This is a genomic window from Streptomyces sp. NPDC101194, from assembly GCF_044767885.1.
Lineage (GTDB): Bacteria > Actinomycetota > Actinomycetes > Streptomycetales > Streptomycetaceae > Streptomyces.
Map to the genome: position 1 here is coordinate 1,027,236 of NZ_JBIWOS010000002.1, position 20,980 is coordinate 1,048,215.

Consider the following 20,980-nt stretch of genomic DNA (forward strand, 5'->3'; position numbering starts at 1 on the left):
CCCAGGGGTGAGGTCCGGCGTGACGGCTTGCGGGCGGGGGCGTACCCCCCGCACGGTGGGTCCGTCAGTCCGTCAGCGTCTCGCTGAAACGGGACGGGCCGACGGGGGCGCCGAGCGTGGCCGCGCCGAACGAGACGGAGCCCTTGGCGATGATGCCGGTGGCGTCCGTACGGAAGATCCACAGAGCGCCCCTGCTGCTGTTCTCCGTGGGATCGCCGACCACCAGCTCCGCGCGCCCGTTGCCGTCGTAGTCGCCCAGCGCGGTGGCCTCGCCGAACCGGTCGCCCGCCTCGGCGACACCCGGGACCCCGGCCGTGTACTGGCCGAACTCCTTGGAGCCCGCGCCGCTCACACCGTTCGGGCCGCCCTTGAGGACCAGGACCCGGCCGGCGTCGGCGATGCCGTTGATCTTCTCGCCCGGCAGCCCCGTGGCGATGTCGGGGTAGCCGTCGCCGTTCGTGTCGCCGAGGGCGATGTTGTCGCCCATCCGGTCGTGGAACTCGGCCTTGCCCGACACGCCCTCGGTGTCCTGGTTGATCCAGACCGGCTTGCGGCCGGTGCTCTGTCCGTCGGGCCCGCCGTACGAGACGAAGAGCGCACCGCCCTTCTTCACCGGGGTGTCCGCCTGCGACCACTCGTTGCCGCGCCCGATGACGATGTCCCCGTGGCCGTCCTTGTCCAGGTCGGCCACGCCCACGGAGGTGCCGCCCACGCCCGCTCCGTCCGCGTCCTTGATCTCCACCGGCGCGGAGAATCCGCTTCGGCCGCCGGTCAGCAGGTACGTGTGCTGCTGCCACGGGTCGGACGGGCCGAAGCCGAGAATCACCAGATCGCCCACGCCGTCGCCGGTCACGTCACCGATGGCGATGTCCGAGGTGTCGAGCACGTCCGTGCCGTCGACCGTGAACGAGCTGACCCGGCTCCACCGACCGGTGCGGCTGACCGGACCGTGCAGCACATGGCCGCCGCGCCGCACGTCGCCCACGGCGATGTCGGCGACACCGTCGCCGTCGACGTCGCCCACGGCCAGATCGCCGGTCGCGTCACCCTGGTCGCCCGGAACGGGCGCGAGTACCGTGGCGTTCTTCGAAAGGCCCGATGCGCCGCCCCAGTTGACGGCAAGAACCGTGCCCTTGTCGCCGTCGGGCGTGGTCGCCCAGAGCCGGCCGACCAGATCCGCGTAACCGTCACCGTTCAGATCGGCGCTGCGCAGGTTCGTGCCGTACCGCGCGTCCGCCGGTTTGTCGATACCGGAGCGGTCCGGCCAGGTCAGAACCTGCTTGCGGGCGGAGGACAGGCCGCCGGGGCCGCCGAAGAGAACGCTCACGGCGCCGGCACCTCTCGCCTTGCCGACGGTGGCCATGGGAGCGCCCACGGCGACGTCCGGATAGCCGTCACCATTGAAGTCGTCGTGAAGACGCTTGGCGCTCGGCGTGCTTGCCGTGCTCGCCGCGAGGGTGGTCGGCTCTGTCGTGGCGTGGCCGACGGGCGCCGCGACTGCTCCGGCGACCAGGGCGATGCCGGTTGCGATCGCCAGGCGGCGTCGGTCGAAGAGTGCGGGCACGTCGCTCAACTCCGTTGCTCGGAAGGTCGGTCGGGGCGGCGGGAACTCAGGTTCCGTGCCGCCCCGTACGACCTCCCGGCCCGACGGATGGTTGTATCCGGGCGACGACCGGCCGTCAGCCGCTCTCGGGGGTTTCGAGGTGGGCGAAGACCACCACGTTGTCCTCGTAGTCCTTGGCCTTCCTGTTGTACGGGCCACCGCAGGTGATCAGGCGCAGCTGGGCGGACGGGGTGTCGGCGTAGACGCGCTTGTCCGGGAACTTCGCCTTGCTGAACGTCTCGACGGTGTCGACCTTGAACGTGGCGATCGAGCCGTCGGCGCGGGTGATGTTGACCTTGGAGCCCGGCTTGAGGAACTGGAGCTGCAGGAACACGGCCGGACCCGTCGTGGTGTCGACGTGGCCCGCCACGATCGAGGCGCCGCGTTCGCCGGGGGTGACGCCGTTCTTGAACCAGCCCACGAGGTTGGGGTCCTTGGCGGGCGGCGGGTTCAGCCGGCCGTCGGCGCCGATGCCCAGGTCGGTGAAGGGCGCGTTGACGGCGATGGACGGAATCTGCAGCCGTGTGGGGGCCGAGCGCGCCATGGCCGGGCCGACGGGCGGCTCCGACGGGGTGACGGGAGGCGGCGCGGCATGGGAGCCGAGGATCTCGGGCGCGGGCATGGCGGGTGCGACGGCGGCTGGCGGGGCCGGCGCTTTGTCGTCGACCGAGGTGTTGAAGGAGTTGTAGATGAGGAGCATGCCGAGCCCGGCTGTCACGGCGGGCCACATCAAGGCGCGGCCTAGTGTGGTTCCGGGGGCGGTCCGGGTGGGGGTGGAACCGGGCGACTGCGGCGCGGCCATGGCGACGTGCCTTTCACTTGCGCGGTGTCGGAGGAGGGGGTGCTGGAGCTCGGCCGGTGTCGACCGGTGGGGAAACGAAGGCGCCGCGGCCGCCGTCCCGGGGGACGACGGCCGCGACGGTGTGATGACCGGCTGAGGTCTGGGCCCGGTCAGGCGATCGCGCCACCCGACGACTGACGACGGCGCAGCTTGTACGCGCCGACGCCGACGCCACCGAGCAGCAGCGCCGAGCCGGCGGCCAGGCCGCCACCGGTCGTCGCCATCCCGCCGCCACCGGCGTGGACGCCGCCGCGGGGCTTGCCCTCGCCGCGGTCGCCACCGCGGCCGCCTTCGTCGCCGCCACGGCCGCCGCCGTAGCCGCCGCCACGGCCACCCTCGTCGTCGCCGCGGCCGCCTTCGTCGTCGCCGCGGCCGCTTTCGTCGCCGCCACGGCCGCCCTTGTCGTGACCACCGCGGCCGCCTTCGTCGCCGCTGCGGCCGCCGCGGCCGCCCTCGTCGCCGGCGGTGATGCCGGCCATGAAGCCGCCACCGGCGTGGACGCCGCCGCGGGGCTTGCCCTCGCTGCGGCCGCCTTCGTCGCCGCCACGGCCGCCGCCGTAGCCGCCGCCACGGCCACCCTCGTCGCCGCCGCGGCCGCCCTTGTCGTGACCACCGCGGCCGCCTTCGTCGCCGCCACGGCCACCGCGGCCGCCCTCGTCGCCGCCACGGCCACCGCGGCCGCCTTCGTCGCCGCTGCGACCGCCGCGGCCGCCCTCGTCGCCGGCGGTGATGCCGGCCATGAAGCCGCCACCGGCGTGGACGCCGCCGCGGGGCCTGCCTTCGTCGCGACCGCCGCGGTCTCCACCGCGACCGCCTTCGTCGTCGCCGCCGCGGTCTCCACCGCGACCGCCTTCGTCGTCGCCGCCGCGGTCCCCACCGCGACCGCCTTCGTCGTCGCCACGGTCTCCACCGCGGCCGCCTTCGTCACGTCCGTGGTCGTCGCGCGAGGACGTGGCGCCGTTGTTGGGCCCGGAGTCCGCCGCCGTGACCATGGCGTAGGCGGAGGGGCCGGTGATGGCGAGGACCGCTGTGACAGCGGCCGAAGCGAACAGTGTGCGGGCAGAGCGCATCTGAACACATTCCTTCCGCCGCGACTGCGAAGAGTGACGGGACGTCGACTCAGTGTGGAGCAGTGGCGACGTGATCCACCGTCAGCCGAAATGCGGGTCCGCGCCAGCGGGAAGCGCCGCATTGGAGCTACGCCCTGGGCCCTTCGGGTGGCGAAGCGCCGATAATCACCCGTTGGACTGCACGCGGTGCCGCGCGAGGTTTGGGCGGCGCCCTTCCACCCGTTTGCTCGCATGACGGTACCGCCGGACGGCCGTGCTCCCGATCGGTGACGATTCCTCGGATCGGCATGAACGCCGCCTGGACCAGAGGGAGTTCGGATGGTTCTCCCGGTACGGCGGCGAGGCGCGAAGATGCGACGCCCGATGGAGTGCTGTCGGCGGTCGTCCCTCGAATCCGCGTGGCGGTGCTTGTGGGCCGGCGACACGCCCGGAGTCGGGATGCTTGCCCTCGACCGCCTCTGTGTGATCGAGGAGGTGGTGAGTGTGCGGGTCGGGGCGGCCGCCGCGGTGCCGGGCCGCCCGCCGCACCGCCGCTCCGCCCGTTGGCTGTTTGCGTCCGTGCCCCTCACCACCGTGCACCAGCCCACCGACGACAAGGGCGAGACCGCGGCGCGGCTGCTGCTCGAACGCACCGGACGGCGTTCCGCCGCTCCCGCCCCCGTGGCCCGGGAACTGCCCACCCGTCTCGTCGTCCGTTCCAGCACCGCCGCCGCCCCGGAATCGGAGTGAGCGACCGCCGGCGGTGAAGCCGCCGGTAAATCGGTTGTCGTGCGGGGAGGCGTCTGCTGTACTCCCCGCAGCAGTCGACCGGCCGAGGAGAAGATCATGCGCGGAACTCTCACGTTCATTCAGACGGAAATCGCCACCGCTCTCGAATACATGGAGTTTCGTGCACACGCTGAATCTGGGAATTCTGGCGCATGTCGACGCCGGTAAGACGAGCCTGACCGAGCGGCTGCTCCACACCGCCGGTGTCATCGACGAGATCGGCAGCGTCGACGACGGGAACACCCAGACCGATTCCCTGGCCCTGGAACGGCAACGCGGCATCACGATCAAATCCGCGGTCGTCTCGTTCGTTCTCGACGACATCACCATCAATCTGATCGACACACCCGGGCACCCGGATTTCATCGCCGAGGTGGAACGGGTGCTGAATGTGCTCGACGGTGCCGTGCTGGTCGTCTCCGCGGTGGAGGGCGTCCAGGCGCAGACCCGTGTTCTGATGCGGACGCTGCGTCGTCTGCGCATTCCGACGCTCATTTTCGTGAACAAGGTCGATCGCGGCGGCGCGCGGGAGGAGTCCGTCCTGCGCGGCATCTCCGAGAGGCTGACCCCGGCCGTCGTCGCCATGGGGTCGGTCGACGGGGCCGGTGGCAGGGCCGCCCGTTGCATGCCGTACACCGCCGCCGACGCGGACTTCACGGACCGGCTGACCGAGCTGCTCGCCGATCACGACGACGCGCTGCTGGCCGCCTACGTCGAGAGTGCGGCGCCCCTTCCGTACGGCTGGCTGCGCGAGGCGCTGTCGGCGCAGACCGGGCGGGCACTGGTGCATCCGGTGTTCTTCGGCTCGGCGATCACCGGTACCGGAGTCGATGCCCTGATCAGCGGGATCAAGGAACTGCTGCCGGTGGGCGAGGGAGATGCGGACGGGCCTGTCTCGGGCGCCGTCTTCAAGGTGGAGCGGGGTCCGGGCGGCGAGAAGATCGCGTACGTCCGGATGTTCTCGGGCACGCTACGCATCCGCGACCGGCTGCCCTTCGGCCGACGCGAGGGGAAGCACGGCGACGGAGAGGGCGGAGGTACCGGGAAGAGCGGGGGAAGGCGGGGCGAGGGCAAGGGGGACGACGGGCTCGGTGAGGCGAAAGTGACCGGGATCAGTGTCTTCGACCGCGGTGCGGCGGTGTCGGAGCCCGCGGTCGGCGCCGGCCGGATCGCGAAGCTCCGGGGCCTCGGCGACATCCGGATCGGCGATACGGTCGGCGAACCGGGGACGAGCGCGCCGGACCGCTGGTTCGCCCCGCCGACACTCGAATCGGTCGTGGTCCCCCGTCCTCCGGCGAGCAGGGGCGAGCTGCATTTCGCGCTCGCGCAACTCGCCGAGCAGGACCCGCTGATCAATCTGCGTCAGGACGACATCCGGAAAGAGGTGTCCGTCTCGCTCTACGGCGAGGTGCAGAAGGAAGTCATCCAGGCGACGCTGGCCGATGAATTCGGAATCGACGTCGCCTTCCGTGAGACCACGACCATTTGTCTGGAGCGGCCGAACGGCAGTGGTTCGGCGTACGAGGTCGGCGACCAGGACCCCAATCCCTTTCTGGCGACCATCGGCCTCCGCGTCGATCCCGCCCCGATCGGAAGCGGTATCGGATACCGGCTGGAGGTGGAACTGGGATCGATGCCGTTCTCCCTGATGAGGGCGGTGGAGGAGACCGTCGGCGAGACCCTGCGACAGGGAATCCACGGCTGGCAGGTCACCGATTGCGTCGTCACCATGACGCATTCCGGCTACTGGCCCCGGCAGAGCCATTCCCACGCCGTCTTCGACAAGAGCATGTCGAGCACCGCCGGTGACTTCCGCAATCTGACCCCGCTGGTCCTCATGAGCGCGCTGCAGCAGGCCGGCACCACGGTGTACGAGCCGATGCACCGCTTCCGGCTGGAATTCCCCGCGGACCTGCTCGGCCCGCTCCTGCCCGTACTCGCACATCTGCGGGCCGTGCCCGGAACACCGACCGTGCGGGGTGCGGCATGTGTGCTGGAGGGAGAGATCCCGGCGGCCCGCGTCCATGAGCTGCAACAGCAGCTTCCGTCCCTGACGCGCGGCGAAGGGGTCCTGGAGTCCGACTTCGACTGCTACCGGGCCGTCGTCGGAACGGTCCCGGACCGGCCGCGCACCGACCGCGATCCGCTCAACCGCAAGGAGTACCTGCTGCAGACGGTACGCAGGGTCGCCGCACGAAGGGATTGACACCGGCCCGGCACGGTCCGCTGCCCGTGCCGGGCCCTCCCGGCGCCTTCCCGCCGTGTCCGCACCCGCCCGGACCTGCGCGGCTCCCGTTCCGCCCCGTTGTGAGGCACCCTGGGCTGCCGCCCACCACCGCCCGCAGGGGGTCAGTACACCGTTGTCCAAGGCTGAGATCGCACACGAACAGAACCGTCTCGACATGCTTCACGCCCGTGTGGAGGCGCTGCGCGCGTACGCCGGGCAGCAGCTGACCGGTGTGCTGCGGGAGACCGGTGGGACCCGGCAGGGGCGGCTGGAGCGGGAGGCCGCCGCCGCCCGGTACGCCGGGCAGGTCGCGCGGTACGACGCGGCCGAGAACGGGCTCTGCTTCGGGCGGCTCGACCTGCGCGACGGGGAGCGCCACTACATCGGCCGGATCGGACTGCCCGCGCAGTCCGCCGACGAGGATCCGCTGCTGCTCGACTGGCGGGCCCCGGCGGCCCGCGCCTTCTACGTCGCCACGCCCGCCGCCCCGCACGGGGTGCGCAGGCGCCGCCACCTCACCACCCGTGGCCGACGGGTCGTCCGGCTCGACGACGAGGTGCTCGACCGGGACGGAGTGCCGGACAGCGAACTGACCGGCGAGGCGGCCCTGCTGGCCTCCCTCGACGCCGGGCGCACCGGCCGCATGCACGACATCGTCGCCACCCTCCAGGCCGAGCAGGACGCGATCATCCGTTCCGACCACCGCGGGGTCCTCGTCGTCCAGGGCGGGCCCGGCACCGGAAAGACCGCGGTCGCCCTGCACCGGGCCGCGTACCTGCTCTACACGCACCAGCAGCTGGCCTCCCGCGGTGTGCTGGTCGTCGGCCCCAACCCCACCTTCATCGGGTACATCGGACAGGTCCTGCCCGGCCTCGGTGAGAACAGCGTGCTGCTGTCCACCGTCGGAGAGCTGTACCCGGGGATCCGGGCCGACCGCGCCGAGGAGCCGGAGACCGCGGAGCTCAAGGGCCGTGCGGAGATGGCGGTCGTGATCGCGGCGGCGGTACGGGACCGGCAGGTGCCGGCGGGCACGACGCTCGAAGTCGGGTTCGACGGCGATGTCGTCCGCCTCGGTCACGAGGAGTGCCTGCGCGCCGCCGACGCCGCCCGCGCGACCCGGTTGCCGCACAACCTCGCCGCGCCCGTTTTCCGGCGCGAGATGGTGACCGAGCTCGCACGGCGCTCCGTGGCGGCCACCCGTGCGCTCGCCGAGCGGCTGGAGGCGGACATCGCCGAGGTGCTCGCGGAGACCGGCCTCGACCGGGCCGTGCGCGACGACCTGGACGCCCTGCCGGGGCTCCTCGACGACGGCTCGGCGGCCGCCCGGGAACGCACCGAGGCCCAGGACATCGCGGACGCCCGGCGGCTGCTCGCCGCCGACGCCGACGTACGGGCCGCGCTCGACGCCCTGTGGCCGCCGCTCACCCCGCAGCAGCTCCTCACCGAGCTGTACGGACGGCCTGCACGTCTCGCTTCGGCCGCGACCGGACTCACCGACGAGGAGAGAGGGCTGCTGTTCCGTGTGCCGGACGGCGGCGGCTGGAGCGCCGCCGACGTACCCCTCCTCGACGAGGCCGCCGAACTGCTCGGCCAGGACGACCGGGCCGCCCGAGCGGCCGCCGCGCAGGAGCGCGCCGAGGGCGTCGCGTACGCGCAGGGCGTCCTGGACCTCGCCGCGACCGACGGGGAGGACGAGGAGGACGGCGGCCCGGCCGGGCTGGTCGACGCCCGGACCCTCGCCGAGCGCCACGAGGAACGCACCACCCGTACCGTCGCCGAGCGGGCCTTCGCCGACCGGAGCTGGGTCTTCGGGCACATCATCGTCGACGAGGCGCAGGAACTCTCCCAGATGGCCTGGCGGCTGCTGATGCGGCGCTGCCCGACCCGTTCCATGACCCTGGTCGGCGATGTCGCCCAGACCGGTGACGAGGCCGGGGCGTCCTCGTGGGCGTCCGCGCTCGCCCCGCACGTCGGCGACCGGTGGCGGCAGGCATCGCTCAGCGTCAACTACCGCACCCCCGCCGAGATCATGGCGTCCACCACCGATGTGCTCGCCGCGCTGGGCCCCGGCCTCGAACCGCCGCGCTCGGTACGGGAGACGGGCGTCGTCCCCTGGCGACTGCGCACCCGCGACACCGCCGGCACCCTCGCCGACCTGGCCGCGAAGGAGGCGGCGGCGCTGGACGAGGGCAGGCTCGCCGTGATCGTCCCCGACGCGCGGCGCGACGAACTGGGGGCCGCGGTGGCGCGGGCGGTGCCGGGAGCCGCGTACGGGGAGGAGCCCGACCTGGAGAACCGGGTCGTGGTCCTCGGCGTGCGGCAGGCGAAGGGGCTGGAGTTCGACGTGGTGCTGCTGGCCGACCCCACGGCCGTTCTCGACCGTTCGGCACGGGGCCTGAACGACCTGTACGTCGCACTCACGCGGGCGACACGGCGACTGGGCATCATCCACGAGGGACCGGCCCCCGCGGTGCTGGCGGGGGCGGTCACGGAATTGTGTTGAGACGGGGGACGGGGGACGGGGGACGGGGGACGGGGAACGGCGGGCCGGTGCAGCCGGTCCGGCGCCGGCCGGTGTGCGCGCCCCCGGTGGCCGCCCCGCCGCCCGCGTCCGTCAGTTCAGCAGCGACCGTGCCGCCCGTGCCCGCTGCCGGATCGCCTCCGCCGCCTCGGGTTCGACCCCCTCGACCACCTCCGCGTACTCCTCCATCTCCGCGGCCCCGCGCGCGAACTGCCCGCTCTGTACGAGCAGCTGGGCCCGCTCGTAGCGCAGCCGGGCCGGATGGGAGGGGAGCAGCAGTGAGAGGTCCACCGCCCACAGTGCGACATCCGTCCGCTCCGGACGGGCCGCCGCCCAGGCCCTGATGTTGTTCAGGATCCGCAGCACGATCTCCAGCGGCCGCGCGGGCACCAGCATCGACTCGTCGAGCGGTTCCCCGGTCGCCCCCGCCACCAGCAGCTCCGCGTCCTGCCCGGTCATCGGCCGGCCGCCGTCGAAGGGGTCGGCCAGCACCCGCTCGGCCGGGTCGCCGAACCCGACGACGAAATGACCGGGCAGCGCCACCCCGTACACCGGCGCGCCCGCCCGCCGAGCCACCTCGATCCACACCACGGACAGCAGGATCGGCAGCCCGCGCCGCTGCCGCAGCACCTCGTGGAGCAGTGAGGAACCGAGCCGGTGGTAGTCCGCCGAGGAGCCCGCGAAGCCGCACCGCTCGCCGAGCAGTTCCGCCAGGGCCGAGGCCCATGCGCGGCCGCCCCGCATCCCGTACGGAAGCCGGCCCGCCAGTTCGTCCAGTTCGATCTGCGCCGCGTCGATCCCCCGCGCGTCCAGCGCGGGGTCGGCCACCGCGGCCAGCAGCAGGCACAGCAGCGCGAGGTCCGGTCGCTCGGCGCGCGCCTCCTCGGCGAACCGGCTGCGCGGATCCTCCCTCTCGGGGTTCATGGGATGCCTGCCTCCGTCACGCGGGCCGGAAGTGGTGATACCGATGATGCACCGCGAACCCCATGCCCTCGTAGAGCGCCCGCGCCCCCTCGTTGTCCGTCTCCACCTGCAGCCACGCCGCCGAGGCGCCCTCGTCCAGGGCCTCGCGGGCGAGCGCGGTCATCACGGCGGTGGCGAGCCCCCGGCGCCGCTGCGCGGGATCGACCTCGACGGCCATGAAACCGGCCCACCGCCCGTCCACCACGCACCGTCCGATCGCCGCGGGCGCCGCATCCCCGGTGTCACCGGGCACGGAGGCGAACCACACCGAAGGACCGCCGCGCAGCACCTCCAGGACGTGCGGTCCCGGTGTCTCGAAGCGCTGGTAGCGGGAGAGCCACGCCTCGTCGAGATCCCGGCTCAGCCGTACCCCCGACACATCGGCGTCCCGATCGGCGATCGGTGCCAGGGCGGCGATACGGACCTCCGCCGTCACCTCGCGCCGCCATCCGCGTTCCTCCAGCTCCGCGCAGAGCCGTTCCTGGGTGCCCTCGGCACCGGTCGCGGTCTGGATGTACGCGGGCAGACCGCGCTCCTCGTACCACCGCCGGACGCGCCCGAGTGCCTCGTCGAGCGGTATGCCCGGATCGCCGAGCGGCAGGACGGAGTCGGCGCGCCGGGTGAACCCCTGCGCGGCGCGCAGCCGCCATTCGCCCAGCGGCTCGCTCTCCACCGGCGGCCAGGCACGGGCACAGACCCGCGCGAGTTCGTCGAAGGAGGCCGCGGGGCCGCGCCGCCGGGCCGGAGCGGCGGGCACGACCTTGCCCGCCACCAGCGTCGATTCCGTGATGCGGACGGAATCACCGCTCTTCGTTGTGATCGACAGCACACCGCTGTCCCATGATGTGAGAACACCAACCGTGTCGGTGAACTTCGCTCCCTGCGGGCCAGGCTCGGTCACGCGCCGGACTGATACACGTTTGCCCACGTCAGCCGGTGTAATTCGGACTTCGAGTTGTCCGCCGATGGTGAATTCCACAGCTCTCTCAGCCCCTCCTGTTCGGTTCGTGCCCGGGAACGGAGATACTAGGGGCGGGCATCGACGACGCCGCGCTCCCGCGCGAGAGCCAACGCCCTACCGAGGAGGAACGACAGCGTGACCTACGTCATCGCGCAGCCTTGTGTCGACGTGAAGGACAAGGCCTGCATCGAAGAGTGCCCCGTCGACTGCATCTACGAGGGCCAGCGGTCCTTGTACATCCACCCGGACGAATGCGTCGACTGTGGAGCCTGTGAGCCGGTGTGCCCGGTCGAGGCGATCTTCTACGAGGACGACACCCCGGAGGAGTGGAAGGACTACTACAAGGCGAACGTCGAGTTCTTCGACGACCTCGGGTCGCCCGGTGGTGCCTCCAAGCTGGGCCTGATCGAACGCGACCACGCGTTCATTGCCGCGCTGCCGCCGCAGAACCAGTAGTCAGCGGCAGGCACGTGCGTCGCCCCGGTCCCGTACGGCTTGTCACCGTGCGGGACCGAGGCGTTTCCACGGCCGAGCGGCCCGAGCAACCCCTGTACGAGAAAGCAGAGATCCGTGTCCGCAGTCTCCTCCCGTCTCCCGGTCTTCCCCTGGGACAAGCTCGCGCCCTACAAGTCGACGGCCGCCGCCCACCCGGACGGCATCGTGGACCTGTCGGTCGGCACGCCCGTCGATCCGGTGCCCGAGCTGATCCGGCGGGCGCTCGTCGCCACGGCGGACAGCCCCGGCTATCCGACGGTGTGGGGGACCGCCGAACTGCGTGACGCGATCACGGGCTGGGCGGAGCGGCGGCTCGGCGCGGTCTCCGTGGCGCACGAGAACGTCCTGCCGGTCGTCGGCTCCAAGGAGCTGGTGGCCTGGCTGCCGACCCAGCTCGGTCTCGGCGCGGGCGACAAGGTGGCGTATCCGCGCCTGGCCTACCCGACGTACGAGGTGGGCGCCCGGCTCTGCGGCGCCGAGCCCGTGGTCTACGACGACCCGACCGAGCTCGATCCGGCCGGCCTGAAGCTGCTCTGGCTCAACTCGCCGTCCAACCCGACCGGCCGCGTCCTGGCCAAGGACGAGCTGACCCGGATCGTCGCCTGGGCGCGCGAGCACGACGTGCTGGTCTTCAGCGACGAGTGCTACCTGGAACTGGGCTGGGAGGCCGAACCCGTCTCCGTACTGCACCCCGATGTCTGCGGCGGCACGTACGAGGGCATCGTGGCCGTCCACTCGCTCTCCAAGCGATCCAACCTGGCCGGGTACCGCGCGGCCTTCGTCGTGGGCGACGCGGCCGTGCTCGGCGAACTGCTGCTGATCCGCAAGCACGGCGGAATGATGACGCCGGCCCCGGTCCAGGCGGCGACGGTCGCGGCGCTCGGCGACGACGAGCACGTCGCCGAGCAGCGGGCCCGGTACGCGGAGCGGCGTGCGGCTCTGCGCACGGCACTGGAGGCCCACGGCTTCCGCGTCGAGCACAGCGAGGCGAGCCTCTACCTGTGGGCGACCCGGGACGAGCCGTGCTGGGAGACCGTGGCCCACCTCGCGGAACTCGGCATTCTGGTGGCGCCCGGCGACTTCTACGGGCCGGCCGGTGACCGCTTCGTGCGCGTGGCGTTCACCGCGACGGACGAGCGGGTGGCCGCCGCGGTCAAGCGGCTGGCCTGACGGTCCGGCGATCACCCGCGCGGGGGCCCCGGGGGGGGGCCACCCCGGGGCCCCCGCGGGTTTGGGGGCGGCCGGGAGGGGGCGCCCCCCCGCCGGCCCGCCCGGGGGCGGCCCCCCCGGGGGGGGGCCCCCGGAGGGCGGTGGGGGGGCCCCCCCGGGCCCCGGGGGGGGCCGGCCGGGCCGGCGACCCCCGGGGGGGGGCCCGGGGCGGGCCCACCCCCGGGGCCCCGCGCGTATGTCGTGCCGACGGATCGGGTCAGCCGACCGGCAGGCCGGCCGTGGGCAGACCGCCCTTGGTCGCGGCACCGGTGGCGCCGCCGAGGGCCTCGCCCGCGCTGCCCGCCGCGCCCCCGGCGGCGCTCCGGACGGCGGGGGTGGCCTGCGCGCCGGCCTTGCCGACGGTCCTGCCCGCGGCCGGGAGTGTCGTACCGACGATCTTGCCGCCGGTCTCGCCCGCCGCCTTGGTGCCCTGCTGGGACGCGCCGTCGACCGTCCTGCCGAGGCCGGTGCCGTCGACGGTGGTCAGGCCGCCGAGCTCCGGGGTCTGCGGGAGCGCCGCGGCACCTGCGGATCCGGCCGCACCGACCACGGGGGCCGCACCCGCGGCGATCAGCAACGCGGCACGGGCGATCCGGCGGGTCAGGGGGAGGGACATGATGCTCCTTCGACGGGATGAGGAATCGGTCAGTCCGTTGATCGGACGCAATGACAACCGTCGAAAGGGCGGGGGAGGTTGCGGTGGGACGAAGCAAAGAGTCGGCAATGCGTCACATAATCCGCAACGGATGAATCCGGGCAGACGGCGCATTCCCGAACGGCCCGGTGAACCGTCACTTCCCCTTGCTCCCAAGGGAATTCCGGGGAGGAAGGGGGAGTGCGGGGGTGCCGGGCGACGGGCCGTCCCGGGGTGGCCGGATGACGCCTGAGGGGGATCTCCCCTACTGGTGTGCGAGTCGTATGCGGACCTCGGTGGTGTCCGATTCCGTGCGGTCCGTCCGCCAGCCCGACCCGGCCTCCCACACCTGGCCCGCGTAGGCGACCTCGTCCAGGCGGAGCGCCTCGGACTGTGCGACCGCCCAGTGCGCGAGCTCCCAGCCGCGCCGCGCCGGGTCCTCGGTCCCCGAGGCGCGGGACGCCCGCACCGGCACCGAGACCGTGCTCGTCGCCGCCGGACCGGCCGCGCCCTTCCCGTCCTTCGTCGACGGCGCCTTCGCGGGCAGTACGTCCTTGCCGAACGCGCGTACCAGCTCCGCCCGCACCTTTGCCGCATCGGCCGTGGCGGCCGTGGCCCGCGGCGGCGCGCAGTTCAGCGCGGCGGGGGTGCGGCCGGTCAGTGCCGCCGCCAGCAGGGCCGCATCCGGCTCGTGCTTCGCGTACGCCTGCGGATAGCCGCTGCGCTGGACCCGCTGCGCGGCGACCGTGAGCGGCAGCCGCGAGTAGCCGGGAACCTCGGCCAGATGCCGGTAGAACTCGCCCGAGGAGTAGACCGGGTCCAGGATCTGCTTCCCGGTGCCCCAGCCCTGCGAGGGACGCTGCTGGAACAACCCCAGCGAATCCCGGTCGCCGTGCTCGATGTTGCGCAGCCCGGACTCCTGCAACGCGGTCGCCAGCGCGATCGTCACCGCGCGTTCCGGCATCCCGCGCGAGGTGCCGACCGCGGAGATCGTCGCGGCGTTCGAGGCCTGCTCCGGGCTCATCCGGTAGGTGCGGCCCTTGCCGGCCGAACCGTCGGCGGATTCCACGGTGCACCCTTCGATGACCATGCTGCCGGATATGTACTGCACGGTCAGATAGCCGCCGAGGGCGGCGAGCACGACAAAAGCGGCCGCGATACGGGAGAGGCGGCTGCGGCTGGTGTGTCGGCGGGTGGGGGAGACTGTCCGGGGCACGGAGCCACCGTACTGGAGTGCTCCGCAGGGGCCGAGGGCCCAGTCCCTCCGGCCCGTTCCCGCCGGTCCGTTCCCCTTCCATTAGGGTCGGTTCATGCCCGAAAGCACGCTTGACCTCACCCTGGACGGCCCGGCGCTGACCGCCCGGCTCGTCGACTTCCCCTCGGTCAGCGGTCAGGAGAAGGAGCTCGCCGACGCGATCGAATCGGCGCTGCGCACCCTGCCGCATCTGACCGTCGACCGGCACGGCAACAACGTCGTGGCCCGGACGAACCTGGGCCGGGCCGAGCGGGTCGTGCTCGCCGGGCACATCGACACCGTGCCGATCGCCGACAACGTCCCGTCGCGGCTCGACGACGACGGCGTGCTGTGGGGCTGCGGCACCTCCGACATGAAGTCGGGAGTCGCCGTCCAGCTGCGGATCGCCGCGACCGTGCCGGAGCCCAACCGCGACCTCACCTTCGTCTTCTACGACAACGAAGAGGTCGCCGCGCACCTCAACGGGCTCGGCCACATCGCCGACGCCCACCCCGACTGGCTGGCGGGCGACTTCGCGGTCCTCCTGGAGGGCTCCGACGCCGAGGTCGAGGGCGGCTGCCAGGGCACCCTGCGGGTCTTCCTGCGCACGGAGGGGGAGCGGGCCCACTCCGCGCGCGGCTGGATGGGCTCCAACGCCATCCACGCCGCCGCTCCGGTCCTGGCCCGGCTCGCCGCGTACGAACCGCGCCGCCCGGTCATCGACGGGCTGGAGTACCACGAGGGCCTGAACGCGGTCCGGATCGAGGGCGGCGTCGCCAACAACGTCATCCCCGATGCCTGCACCGTCGTCGTGAACTACCGGTACGCCCCCGACCGCACCGCCGAGGAGGCGCTGGCCCACGTCCACGAGGTCTTCGCGGACTGCGGCGTGGTCGAATTCACCGTCGACGACCACTCGGGAGCGGCCATGCCCGGCCTCTCCCACCCGGCGGCCGAGGCGTTCATGGCGGCGGTCGGCGGTACCGCCCGGCCCAAGTTCGGCTGGACCGACGTCTCCCGCTTCGGCTCCCTCGGCGTCCCCGCGGTGAACTACGGCCCCGGCGACCCGCTCTTCGCGCACAAGCGCGACGAGCACGTGGTGGTCGAGCGGATCACCCACTGCGAGGAGCGGCTCCGCTCCTGGCTCACCGGCTGACCCACGGCATTCCCCTGTCCGTAACCTCCGTGGATCTACCCTGACCTGACACGGATGGCCATCGACGGTGGCCATCGATCGTCGTCGGAGGGAGCGGATCATGGGCAACCCCGAGGGAGCGCACGTCCCCGAGGAACAGCGGCTCGGACCGGTACTGCGCCGCAGGGAACAGGTACAGCCCGGCACCACCGATCAGCGGCTGCTGGACACCGAGGGCGACTCCGAGTGGGTGCACACCGACCCGTGGCGGGTGATGCGCATCCAGTCGGAGTTCGTCGAGGGGTTCGGCGCCCTCGCCGAGCTGCCGAGCGCCATCAGCGTGTTCGGGTCGGCCCGCAGCCGGCCCGGCGGGCCGGACTACGAGGCGGGCGTACGCATCGGCAAGGCCCTGGTGGAAGCCGGCTTCGCGGTGATCACCGGGGGCGGACCCGGGGCGATGGAGGCGGCGAACAAGGGGGCGCGGGAGGCGAAGGGCGTCTCGGTCGGCCTCGGCATCGAGCTGCCCTTCGAGTCGGGTCTCAACCCGCACGTCGACATCGGCGTCAACTTCCGCTACTTCTTCGTCCGCAAGACGATGTTCGTGAAGTACGCCCAGGGCTTCGTCGTCCTGCCCGGCGGCCTCGGCACGCTGGACGAACTCTTCGAGGCACTCACCCTCGTCCAGACGGGCAAGGTCACCCGCTTCCCGATCGTGCTCTTCGGCACGGCGTACTGGAGCGGGCTGGTGGACTGGCTGCGGGACACGGTGGTGGCGCAGGGCAAGGCGTCCGAGCACGACCTGCTGCTGTTCCACGTCACGGACGACGTGGACGAGGCGGTCAACCTCGTGACGAAGGAGGTCGGCCGGTAGTCCGGGCCTCCGCGGCGATCGAGCGGGGGCCGTGCGGTCTCCCGGTCACGGGCAGGGGCGGTCGGCGGACGTGCCGGCCGTCCGGCTCTCCGGGCGGCCGCCCACTTTGTTCCGCCGCTCCGCGTCCCGGCTACGCGAGCCCTCTCCGGGCGACCGCCGGTTCCCGGTGCCCCGCGATGGAGGCCACCATGTCCAGCACCTGCCGCGTCTCCGCCACCTCGTGCACCCGGTACACCTGTGCCCCCAGCCATGCGGAGACGGCCGTCGTCGCCAGTGTCCCGATCACCCGTTCCTTCACCGGCCGGTCGAGCGTCTCGCCGACGAAGTCCTTGTTGGACAGTGAGACGAGGACCGGCCACCCGGTCCCGGTCATCTCGCCGAGCCGACGCGTCGCCTCCAGCGAGTGCCGGGTGTTCTTCCCGAAGTCATGACCGGGGTCGATCATGATGCCGTCCGGCCGCACGCCCAGCTCGACCGCCCGCTCGGCCAGTCCCACCGTCACCCGCAGGATGTCCGCCATCACGTCGTCGTAGGCGATCCGGTGCGGCCGGGTCCGTGGCTCGGCGCCCCCCGCGTGCGTGCACACCAGACCGGCGCCGTACCGCGCGGCGACCTCGGCGAGCTTCGGGTCGACGCCTCCCCACGCGTCGTTCAGCACGTCCGCCCCGGCCTCGCAGACCGCCTCGCCGACATCGTGGCGCCAGGTGTCGACACTGATCACCACGTCCGGGTGGCGGCGCCGCACCTCGGCGACGAACCCCACCGTGCGACGGGCCTCCTCCTCGGCGGTCACCTCTTCGCCGGGGCCCGCCTTCACGCCCCCGATGTCGACGATCGCCGCGCCGTCCGCGACGGCCTGCTCGACCCGGGCGAGCGCCGGCTCGTCCCGGAACGTCGCGCCCTGGTCGTAGAAGGAGTCCGGGGTACGGTTCACGATCGCCATGATCACCGGCTCGTGCGCACCGAATTCACGTCGGCCCAGCCTGAGCACACCGCTTCGCATCCCGTGTTTCTCCTCTGGTAGATCGCCCCATGGGTCGCCTGCGACCCTAGCCGCCTCGCCCACGACGGGGAGCGGGCTGCGTGGTCGCGGGGCGTCGGGGGCCGCTCCCCGTCATGGGTGAGGCCGTGACTGTCGGTGCCGCATGGCACGATCGGACCCGGACAGGTTTCCGCTCCCGGGGAGATGCGCGTGTTCTGGTTCTTGCTGCTGGCGATGGTGGTGGTCGTGGCCGCGGTCACCCTCGCGGTGGTCGGCGGGGGGAAGAGCGCCGTCCTGCAGGACGTGGCGCCCGAACAACTGACCGACCCACTGCCCGCGACGCGACCGGTGGGCCGCGCGGACGTCGAGGCACTGCGGTTGCCGGTGGCCGTGCGCGGCTACCGCATGACGGATGTCGACGAGGCACTCGACCGGCTGGGGGCGGAGCTCGCCGAGCGGGACGCGCGCATCGCGGAGCTGGAGTCGGCTCTGGCCGGGGCGCAGGCGACCGCGGTCGGCGGCCCGGATCTGCTCAAGCGGCCGGAGGGCCGGCCGGAGCCGGAGTGGGAGCCACCCCAGGACCGCCCGCGAGCACCGTGGGAAGCCCCCGGCCAGGACCCGGGGCAGGACGTCCGGCGGCCCGGCGGGCACGGAGAGGAGCCCCAGCGATGACCGGCGGCCCGGAAGCGGCCCCGGACGGCGGACTGCGCTGCCCGTGGGGGCTCTCCACCGAGGACTACCTCACGTATCACGACACCGAATGGGGCCGCCCCGTCCACGGTGACGACGCCCTGTTCGAACGGCTCTGCCTGGAGGCGTTCCAGTCCGGTCTTTCCTGGCTGACGATCCTGCGTCGCCGAGAAGGCTTCCGCTCCGCCTTCGCCGGGTTCAAGATCGCCGCGGTGGCGGAGTTCACCGACGCCGACAAGGAACGGCTCCTCGCCGACCCCGGCATCATCCGCAACCGAGCGAAGATCGACGCGACCCTCGCCAACGCCAGGGTGCTGGCCGACTGGCGCGCCGGTGAGCTGGACGAGCTGATCTGGTCCCATGCCCCCGACCCGGCCGCCCGCCCGGCCCCGCGCACCGTCGAGGACGTGCCCGCGGTCACCCCGGAGTCCACGGCGCTGGCCAAGGACCTCAAGAAGCGCGGCCTGCGCTTCGTCGGACCCACGACTGCCTACGCCCTGATGCAGGCCTGCGGCCTGGTCGACGACCACCTGGCCGACTGCGTGGCGCGCGGGGGCGGGGCGTAGGACTCCGGGGCCGGACCGCCCCGTGGCTACCGGCCGAGGTACTTCGGCTTCTCCTTGTTCAGGAAAGCCCGCACCGCGATCGCGTGGTCCTCGGAAGCGCCCGCCCTCGTCTGGAGCTCGTCCTCCTTCTCCAGTGCCTCGCCCAGCGTGTGAGTGACGCCGTGGGCCAGGGACTCCTTGAGCGAGGCGTACGCCACCGTGGGACCGGACGCCAGGGCGCGGGCCACTGCCGTCGCCTCGGCGGCCAGCTCGGCGGCGGGCACGAGCTTGTTCGCGATGCCCAGCTCGTGGGCGTCCTGCGCGGAGATCGAGCGCGGGAAGAACAGCAGGTCCGCGGCGCGGCTCTGCCCGATCAGCCGGGGCAGCGTCCAGGAGACGCCCGAGTCGGCGGTGAGGGCCACCCCGACGAAGGACGTGTTGAACGAGGCGGTGTCGGCGACCACCCGGTAGTCGCAGGCGAGCGCGAACCCGAAACCGGCCCCGGCCGCGACACCGTTCACCCCGGCGACCACCGGCTTGGGCATCTCGGTGATGGCCCGCACGATCGGGTTGTAGTGCTCCCGCACGGTGCTCAGCGCATTGCCGCCGCCGGACTCGCGGGCCTCGTCGAGCTTGCCGATGTGCTCCTTCAGGTCCTGGCCGACGCAGAAGGCACGCCCCGTCGCGGTGAGCAGAACGGCCCGTACGTCGGGGTCGGCGGCCGCGGACCGCAGTGCGTCCCGCAGCGCCACCTTGGCCGCGGTGTTCATGGCGTTCATCGCGTCGGGACGGTTGATCGTGATCGTCGCGAGCCCCTCGCTCACCTCGTAGAGCACGCTGTCCGCCATCCGGTCGGCCATTTCGCTGTCCCTTCTGCGCCTCGGGCAATGCCTGTCCACGCAAGCATGGCCGACCCGGACGCGAGCGGACATGTGACCTGCGTCTAACAATTGCGCCCCCATGGAGGGGTGAAGGGGACGGAGTATCGCAGCTGGATCGCCGAATTGGGTGGTTTTGAGAAAGCGCGTTGCGTAAGCGATGCAGACCGATGTTGGTCATCGGGGTCTGTGATGCGGGATAATGGCCTGGAAGCAATGTGTTCGATGCCGGTGACACAGCGCCTGTCATGGGGCCGCCGGTTGCGATGAGCTGGTTTCAGGAAGGGGAACGAGCATGGCGGCCATGAAGCCGCGGACGGGCGACGGCCCGCTCGAGGTGACAAAGGAGGGGCGGGGCATTGTCATGCGCGTTCCGCTCGAAGGCGGCGGTCGGCTTGTCGTGGAGCTGACCCCGGACGAGGCCGATGCACTCGGCGACGCCCTCAAGAAGGTCGTCGGCTGAGCAGAGGCGCCCACACTTCATCACTGCCCCGGCACGGTGTCCGTGCCGGGGCAGTGATGCGTTCACGCCCGACGTGGCAGGGCCCGTCCGGCGGCCGGAACGTCGTGGTGCAAGCGGGCCGGCCCGGCGTCGGACGACGCGCCCGGAAGCCCCGGGCGCGGGACGGGCCCCGCCCCGCTCGGCCCCGCCGCCCCCTCAGCCCCGCCGCACCGCACACAGCAGCCCGTCGCCCACCGGCAGCAGTGTCGCCATCAGCTCTTGGCTCTCCCGCACCGCGCGCAACAGCTCCCGCAGCCGCAGCACCTCCGCCGGCTGTGCCGCGGAATCGACCGTACGGCCGTCGGCGAACATGCCCTCGAAACAGACCAGGCCGCCCGGCCGCAGCAGGCGCAACGATTCAGCGAGACAGTCGAGGCTCTCCAGCCGGTCGCCGTCGCAGAACACCAGGTCGTACCCACCGTCCGCGAGCCGTGGCAGCACGTCCAGGGCGCGGCCGGGAATGAAGCGGGCCCGGTTGGTGGCGAACCCCGCGGCCCGGAACGCCTCACGGGCGAACTGCTGGCGCTCGGGCTCCGGATCGACCGTGGTCAGCACCCCGTCGGGCCGCATGCCGTGCAGCAGATAGAGTCCGGACACGCCCGTCCCGGTGCCGATTTCGGCCACCGCTTTGGCGTCCGTCGTGGCAGCGAGCAAGCGCAGCGCGGCGCCGGTACCTGGCGACACCGAGCGAAGCCCTGCCTCCCGTGCCCGGTCCCGGGCCCAGCGCAATGCTTCGTCCTCGGCGACAAAGGCGTCGGCGAACGCCCAGCTCGTCTGCCGGTTGGCGGTAATGACCCTCTCCTGTCCCCGTAGTTGGCGCAACGGTGACTGTATCCGCTGCACCCGGGAAC

General features: G+C 72.5%; 20 protein-coding genes. 11 read left to right on the plus strand and 9 right to left on the minus strand.

What is annotated here, in order from left to right:
- Positions 1-64 precede the first annotated feature (64 nt).
- Both ACIRP2_RS11385 and ACIRP2_RS11390 read right to left on the minus strand, forming a co-directional pair.
- Positions 65-1,564 carry a VCBS repeat-containing protein gene (locus tag ACIRP2_RS11385; RefSeq protein WP_404248799.1) on the minus strand — a complete coding sequence of 500 codons (1,500 nt, stop codon included), beginning with the start codon at positions 1,562-1,564 and terminating at the stop codon, positions 65-67.
- Between the two features lie 115 nt (positions 1,565-1,679).
- Positions 1,680-2,405, minus strand: a complete 726-nt coding sequence (locus tag ACIRP2_RS11390) for a class F sortase (protein WP_404248801.1) — start codon at positions 2,403-2,405, stop codon at positions 1,680-1,682.
- A gap of 278 nt (positions 2,406-2,683) precedes the next feature.
- On the opposite strand from ACIRP2_RS11390, the gene ACIRP2_RS11395 reads away from it, so the two are divergent.
- From ACIRP2_RS11395 to ACIRP2_RS11410, 4 genes are all read left to right on the plus strand, one after another.
- Complete coding sequence (locus ACIRP2_RS11395; protein ID WP_404248803.1) at positions 2,684-3,679, plus strand: hypothetical protein; 996 nt, start codon at positions 2,684-2,686, stop codon at positions 3,677-3,679.
- 273 nt (positions 3,680-3,952) lie between these two features.
- Positions 3,953-4,243, plus strand: a complete 291-nt coding sequence (locus tag ACIRP2_RS11400) for a substrate-binding domain-containing protein (RefSeq protein WP_404248805.1) — start codon at positions 3,953-3,955, stop codon at positions 4,241-4,243.
- 160 nt (positions 4,244-4,403) lie between these two features.
- Positions 4,404-6,488, plus strand: coding sequence for a GTP-binding protein (locus ACIRP2_RS11405; protein ID WP_404248807.1), 2,085 nt, complete (start codon positions 4,404-4,406; stop codon positions 6,486-6,488).
- A 196-nt stretch (positions 6,489-6,684) separates the two neighbouring features.
- Complete coding sequence (locus ACIRP2_RS11410; protein WP_404248809.1) at positions 6,685-9,012, plus strand: HelD family protein; 2,328 nt, start codon at positions 6,685-6,687, stop codon at positions 9,010-9,012.
- A gap of 111 nt (positions 9,013-9,123) precedes the next feature.
- Here ACIRP2_RS11410 and ACIRP2_RS11415 read toward each other — a convergent pair whose 3' ends face one another.
- Positions 9,124-9,954, minus strand: coding sequence for a tetratricopeptide repeat protein (locus tag ACIRP2_RS11415; protein WP_404248811.1), 831 nt, complete (start codon positions 9,952-9,954; stop codon positions 9,124-9,126).
- Positions 9,955-9,970: 16 nt separating this feature from the next.
- Positions 9,971-10,972, minus strand: a complete 1,002-nt coding sequence (locus ACIRP2_RS11420; RefSeq protein ID WP_404248813.1) for a GNAT family N-acetyltransferase — start codon at positions 10,970-10,972, stop codon at positions 9,971-9,973.
- Between the two features lie 117 nt (positions 10,973-11,089).
- Here ACIRP2_RS11420 and fdxA point away from each other — a divergent pair, with 117 nt between their 5' ends.
- Complete coding sequence (gene fdxA / locus ACIRP2_RS11425) at positions 11,090-11,410, plus strand: ferredoxin (RefSeq protein ID WP_018956287.1); 321 nt, start codon at positions 11,090-11,092, stop codon at positions 11,408-11,410.
- A 114-nt stretch (positions 11,411-11,524) separates the two neighbouring features.
- Entirely contained in the window at positions 11,525-12,619 is a 1,095-nt protein-coding gene (dapC, locus tag ACIRP2_RS11430) for a succinyldiaminopimelate transaminase (RefSeq protein WP_404248816.1), read from the plus strand.
- Between the two features lie 256 nt (positions 12,620-12,875).
- Here the strand turns inward: dapC and ACIRP2_RS11435 are convergent, their stop codons facing one another.
- Together ACIRP2_RS11435 and ACIRP2_RS11440 are read right to left on the minus strand one after the other, a co-directional pair.
- The gene (locus tag ACIRP2_RS11435) at positions 12,876-13,274 is read right to left on the minus strand and encodes an ATP-binding protein (protein ID WP_404248818.1); all 399 of its coding nucleotides are present in this window, start codon (positions 13,272-13,274) and stop codon (positions 12,876-12,878) included.
- Between the two features lie 283 nt (positions 13,275-13,557).
- A complete protein-coding gene (locus tag ACIRP2_RS11440) occupies positions 13,558-14,508 on the minus strand; it encodes a hypothetical protein (RefSeq protein WP_404248820.1) in 951 nt (316 codons plus the stop codon).
- Between the two features lie 94 nt (positions 14,509-14,602).
- Here ACIRP2_RS11440 and dapE point away from each other — a divergent pair, with 94 nt between their 5' ends.
- On the plus strand, positions 14,603-15,682 hold the full coding sequence (gene dapE, locus ACIRP2_RS11445) for a succinyl-diaminopimelate desuccinylase (RefSeq protein WP_404248821.1): 1,080 nt from the start codon (positions 14,603-14,605) through the stop codon (positions 15,680-15,682).
- Between the two features lie 100 nt (positions 15,683-15,782).
- On the plus strand, positions 15,783-16,532 hold the full coding sequence (locus tag ACIRP2_RS11450) for a TIGR00730 family Rossman fold protein (protein ID WP_404248822.1): 750 nt from the start codon (positions 15,783-15,785) through the stop codon (positions 16,530-16,532).
- 130 nt (positions 16,533-16,662) lie between these two features.
- On the opposite strand, the gene folP is transcribed toward ACIRP2_RS11450, so the two are convergent.
- On the minus strand, positions 16,663-17,523 hold the full coding sequence (folP, locus tag ACIRP2_RS11455) for a dihydropteroate synthase (protein ID WP_404249464.1): 861 nt from the start codon (positions 17,521-17,523) through the stop codon (positions 16,663-16,665).
- Between the two features lie 195 nt (positions 17,524-17,718).
- On the opposite strand from folP, the gene ACIRP2_RS11460 reads away from it, so the two are divergent.
- Both ACIRP2_RS11460 and ACIRP2_RS11465 read left to right on the plus strand, forming a co-directional pair.
- Positions 17,719-18,186: a DivIVA domain-containing protein gene (locus ACIRP2_RS11460; protein WP_404248824.1), complete on the plus strand. Its 468-nt coding sequence runs from the start codon at positions 17,719-17,721 to the stop codon at positions 18,184-18,186.
- Positions 18,183-18,770, plus strand: a complete 588-nt coding sequence (locus tag ACIRP2_RS11465; protein WP_404248826.1) for a DNA-3-methyladenine glycosylase I — start codon at positions 18,183-18,185, stop codon at positions 18,768-18,770. Before ACIRP2_RS11460 ends, ACIRP2_RS11465 begins: the two co-directional genes overlap by 4 nt.
- A 26-nt stretch (positions 18,771-18,796) precedes the next feature.
- Here ACIRP2_RS11465 and ACIRP2_RS11470 read toward each other — a convergent pair whose 3' ends face one another.
- Positions 18,797-19,609, minus strand: coding sequence for an enoyl-CoA hydratase/isomerase family protein (locus tag ACIRP2_RS11470; RefSeq protein WP_404248828.1), 813 nt, complete (start codon positions 19,607-19,609; stop codon positions 18,797-18,799).
- A gap of 313 nt (positions 19,610-19,922) precedes the next feature.
- Here ACIRP2_RS11470 and ACIRP2_RS11475 point away from each other — a divergent pair, with 313 nt between their 5' ends.
- The gene (locus ACIRP2_RS11475; RefSeq protein WP_003966491.1) at positions 19,923-20,090 is read left to right on the plus strand and encodes a DUF3117 domain-containing protein; all 168 of its coding nucleotides are present in this window, start codon (positions 19,923-19,925) and stop codon (positions 20,088-20,090) included.
- Positions 20,091-20,285: 195 nt separating this feature from the next.
- On the opposite strand, the gene ACIRP2_RS11480 is transcribed toward ACIRP2_RS11475, so the two are convergent.
- A complete protein-coding gene (locus tag ACIRP2_RS11480) occupies positions 20,286-20,951 on the minus strand; it encodes an O-methyltransferase (RefSeq protein ID WP_351075565.1) in 666 nt (221 codons plus the stop codon).
- Positions 20,952-20,980: the final 29 nt, after the last annotated feature.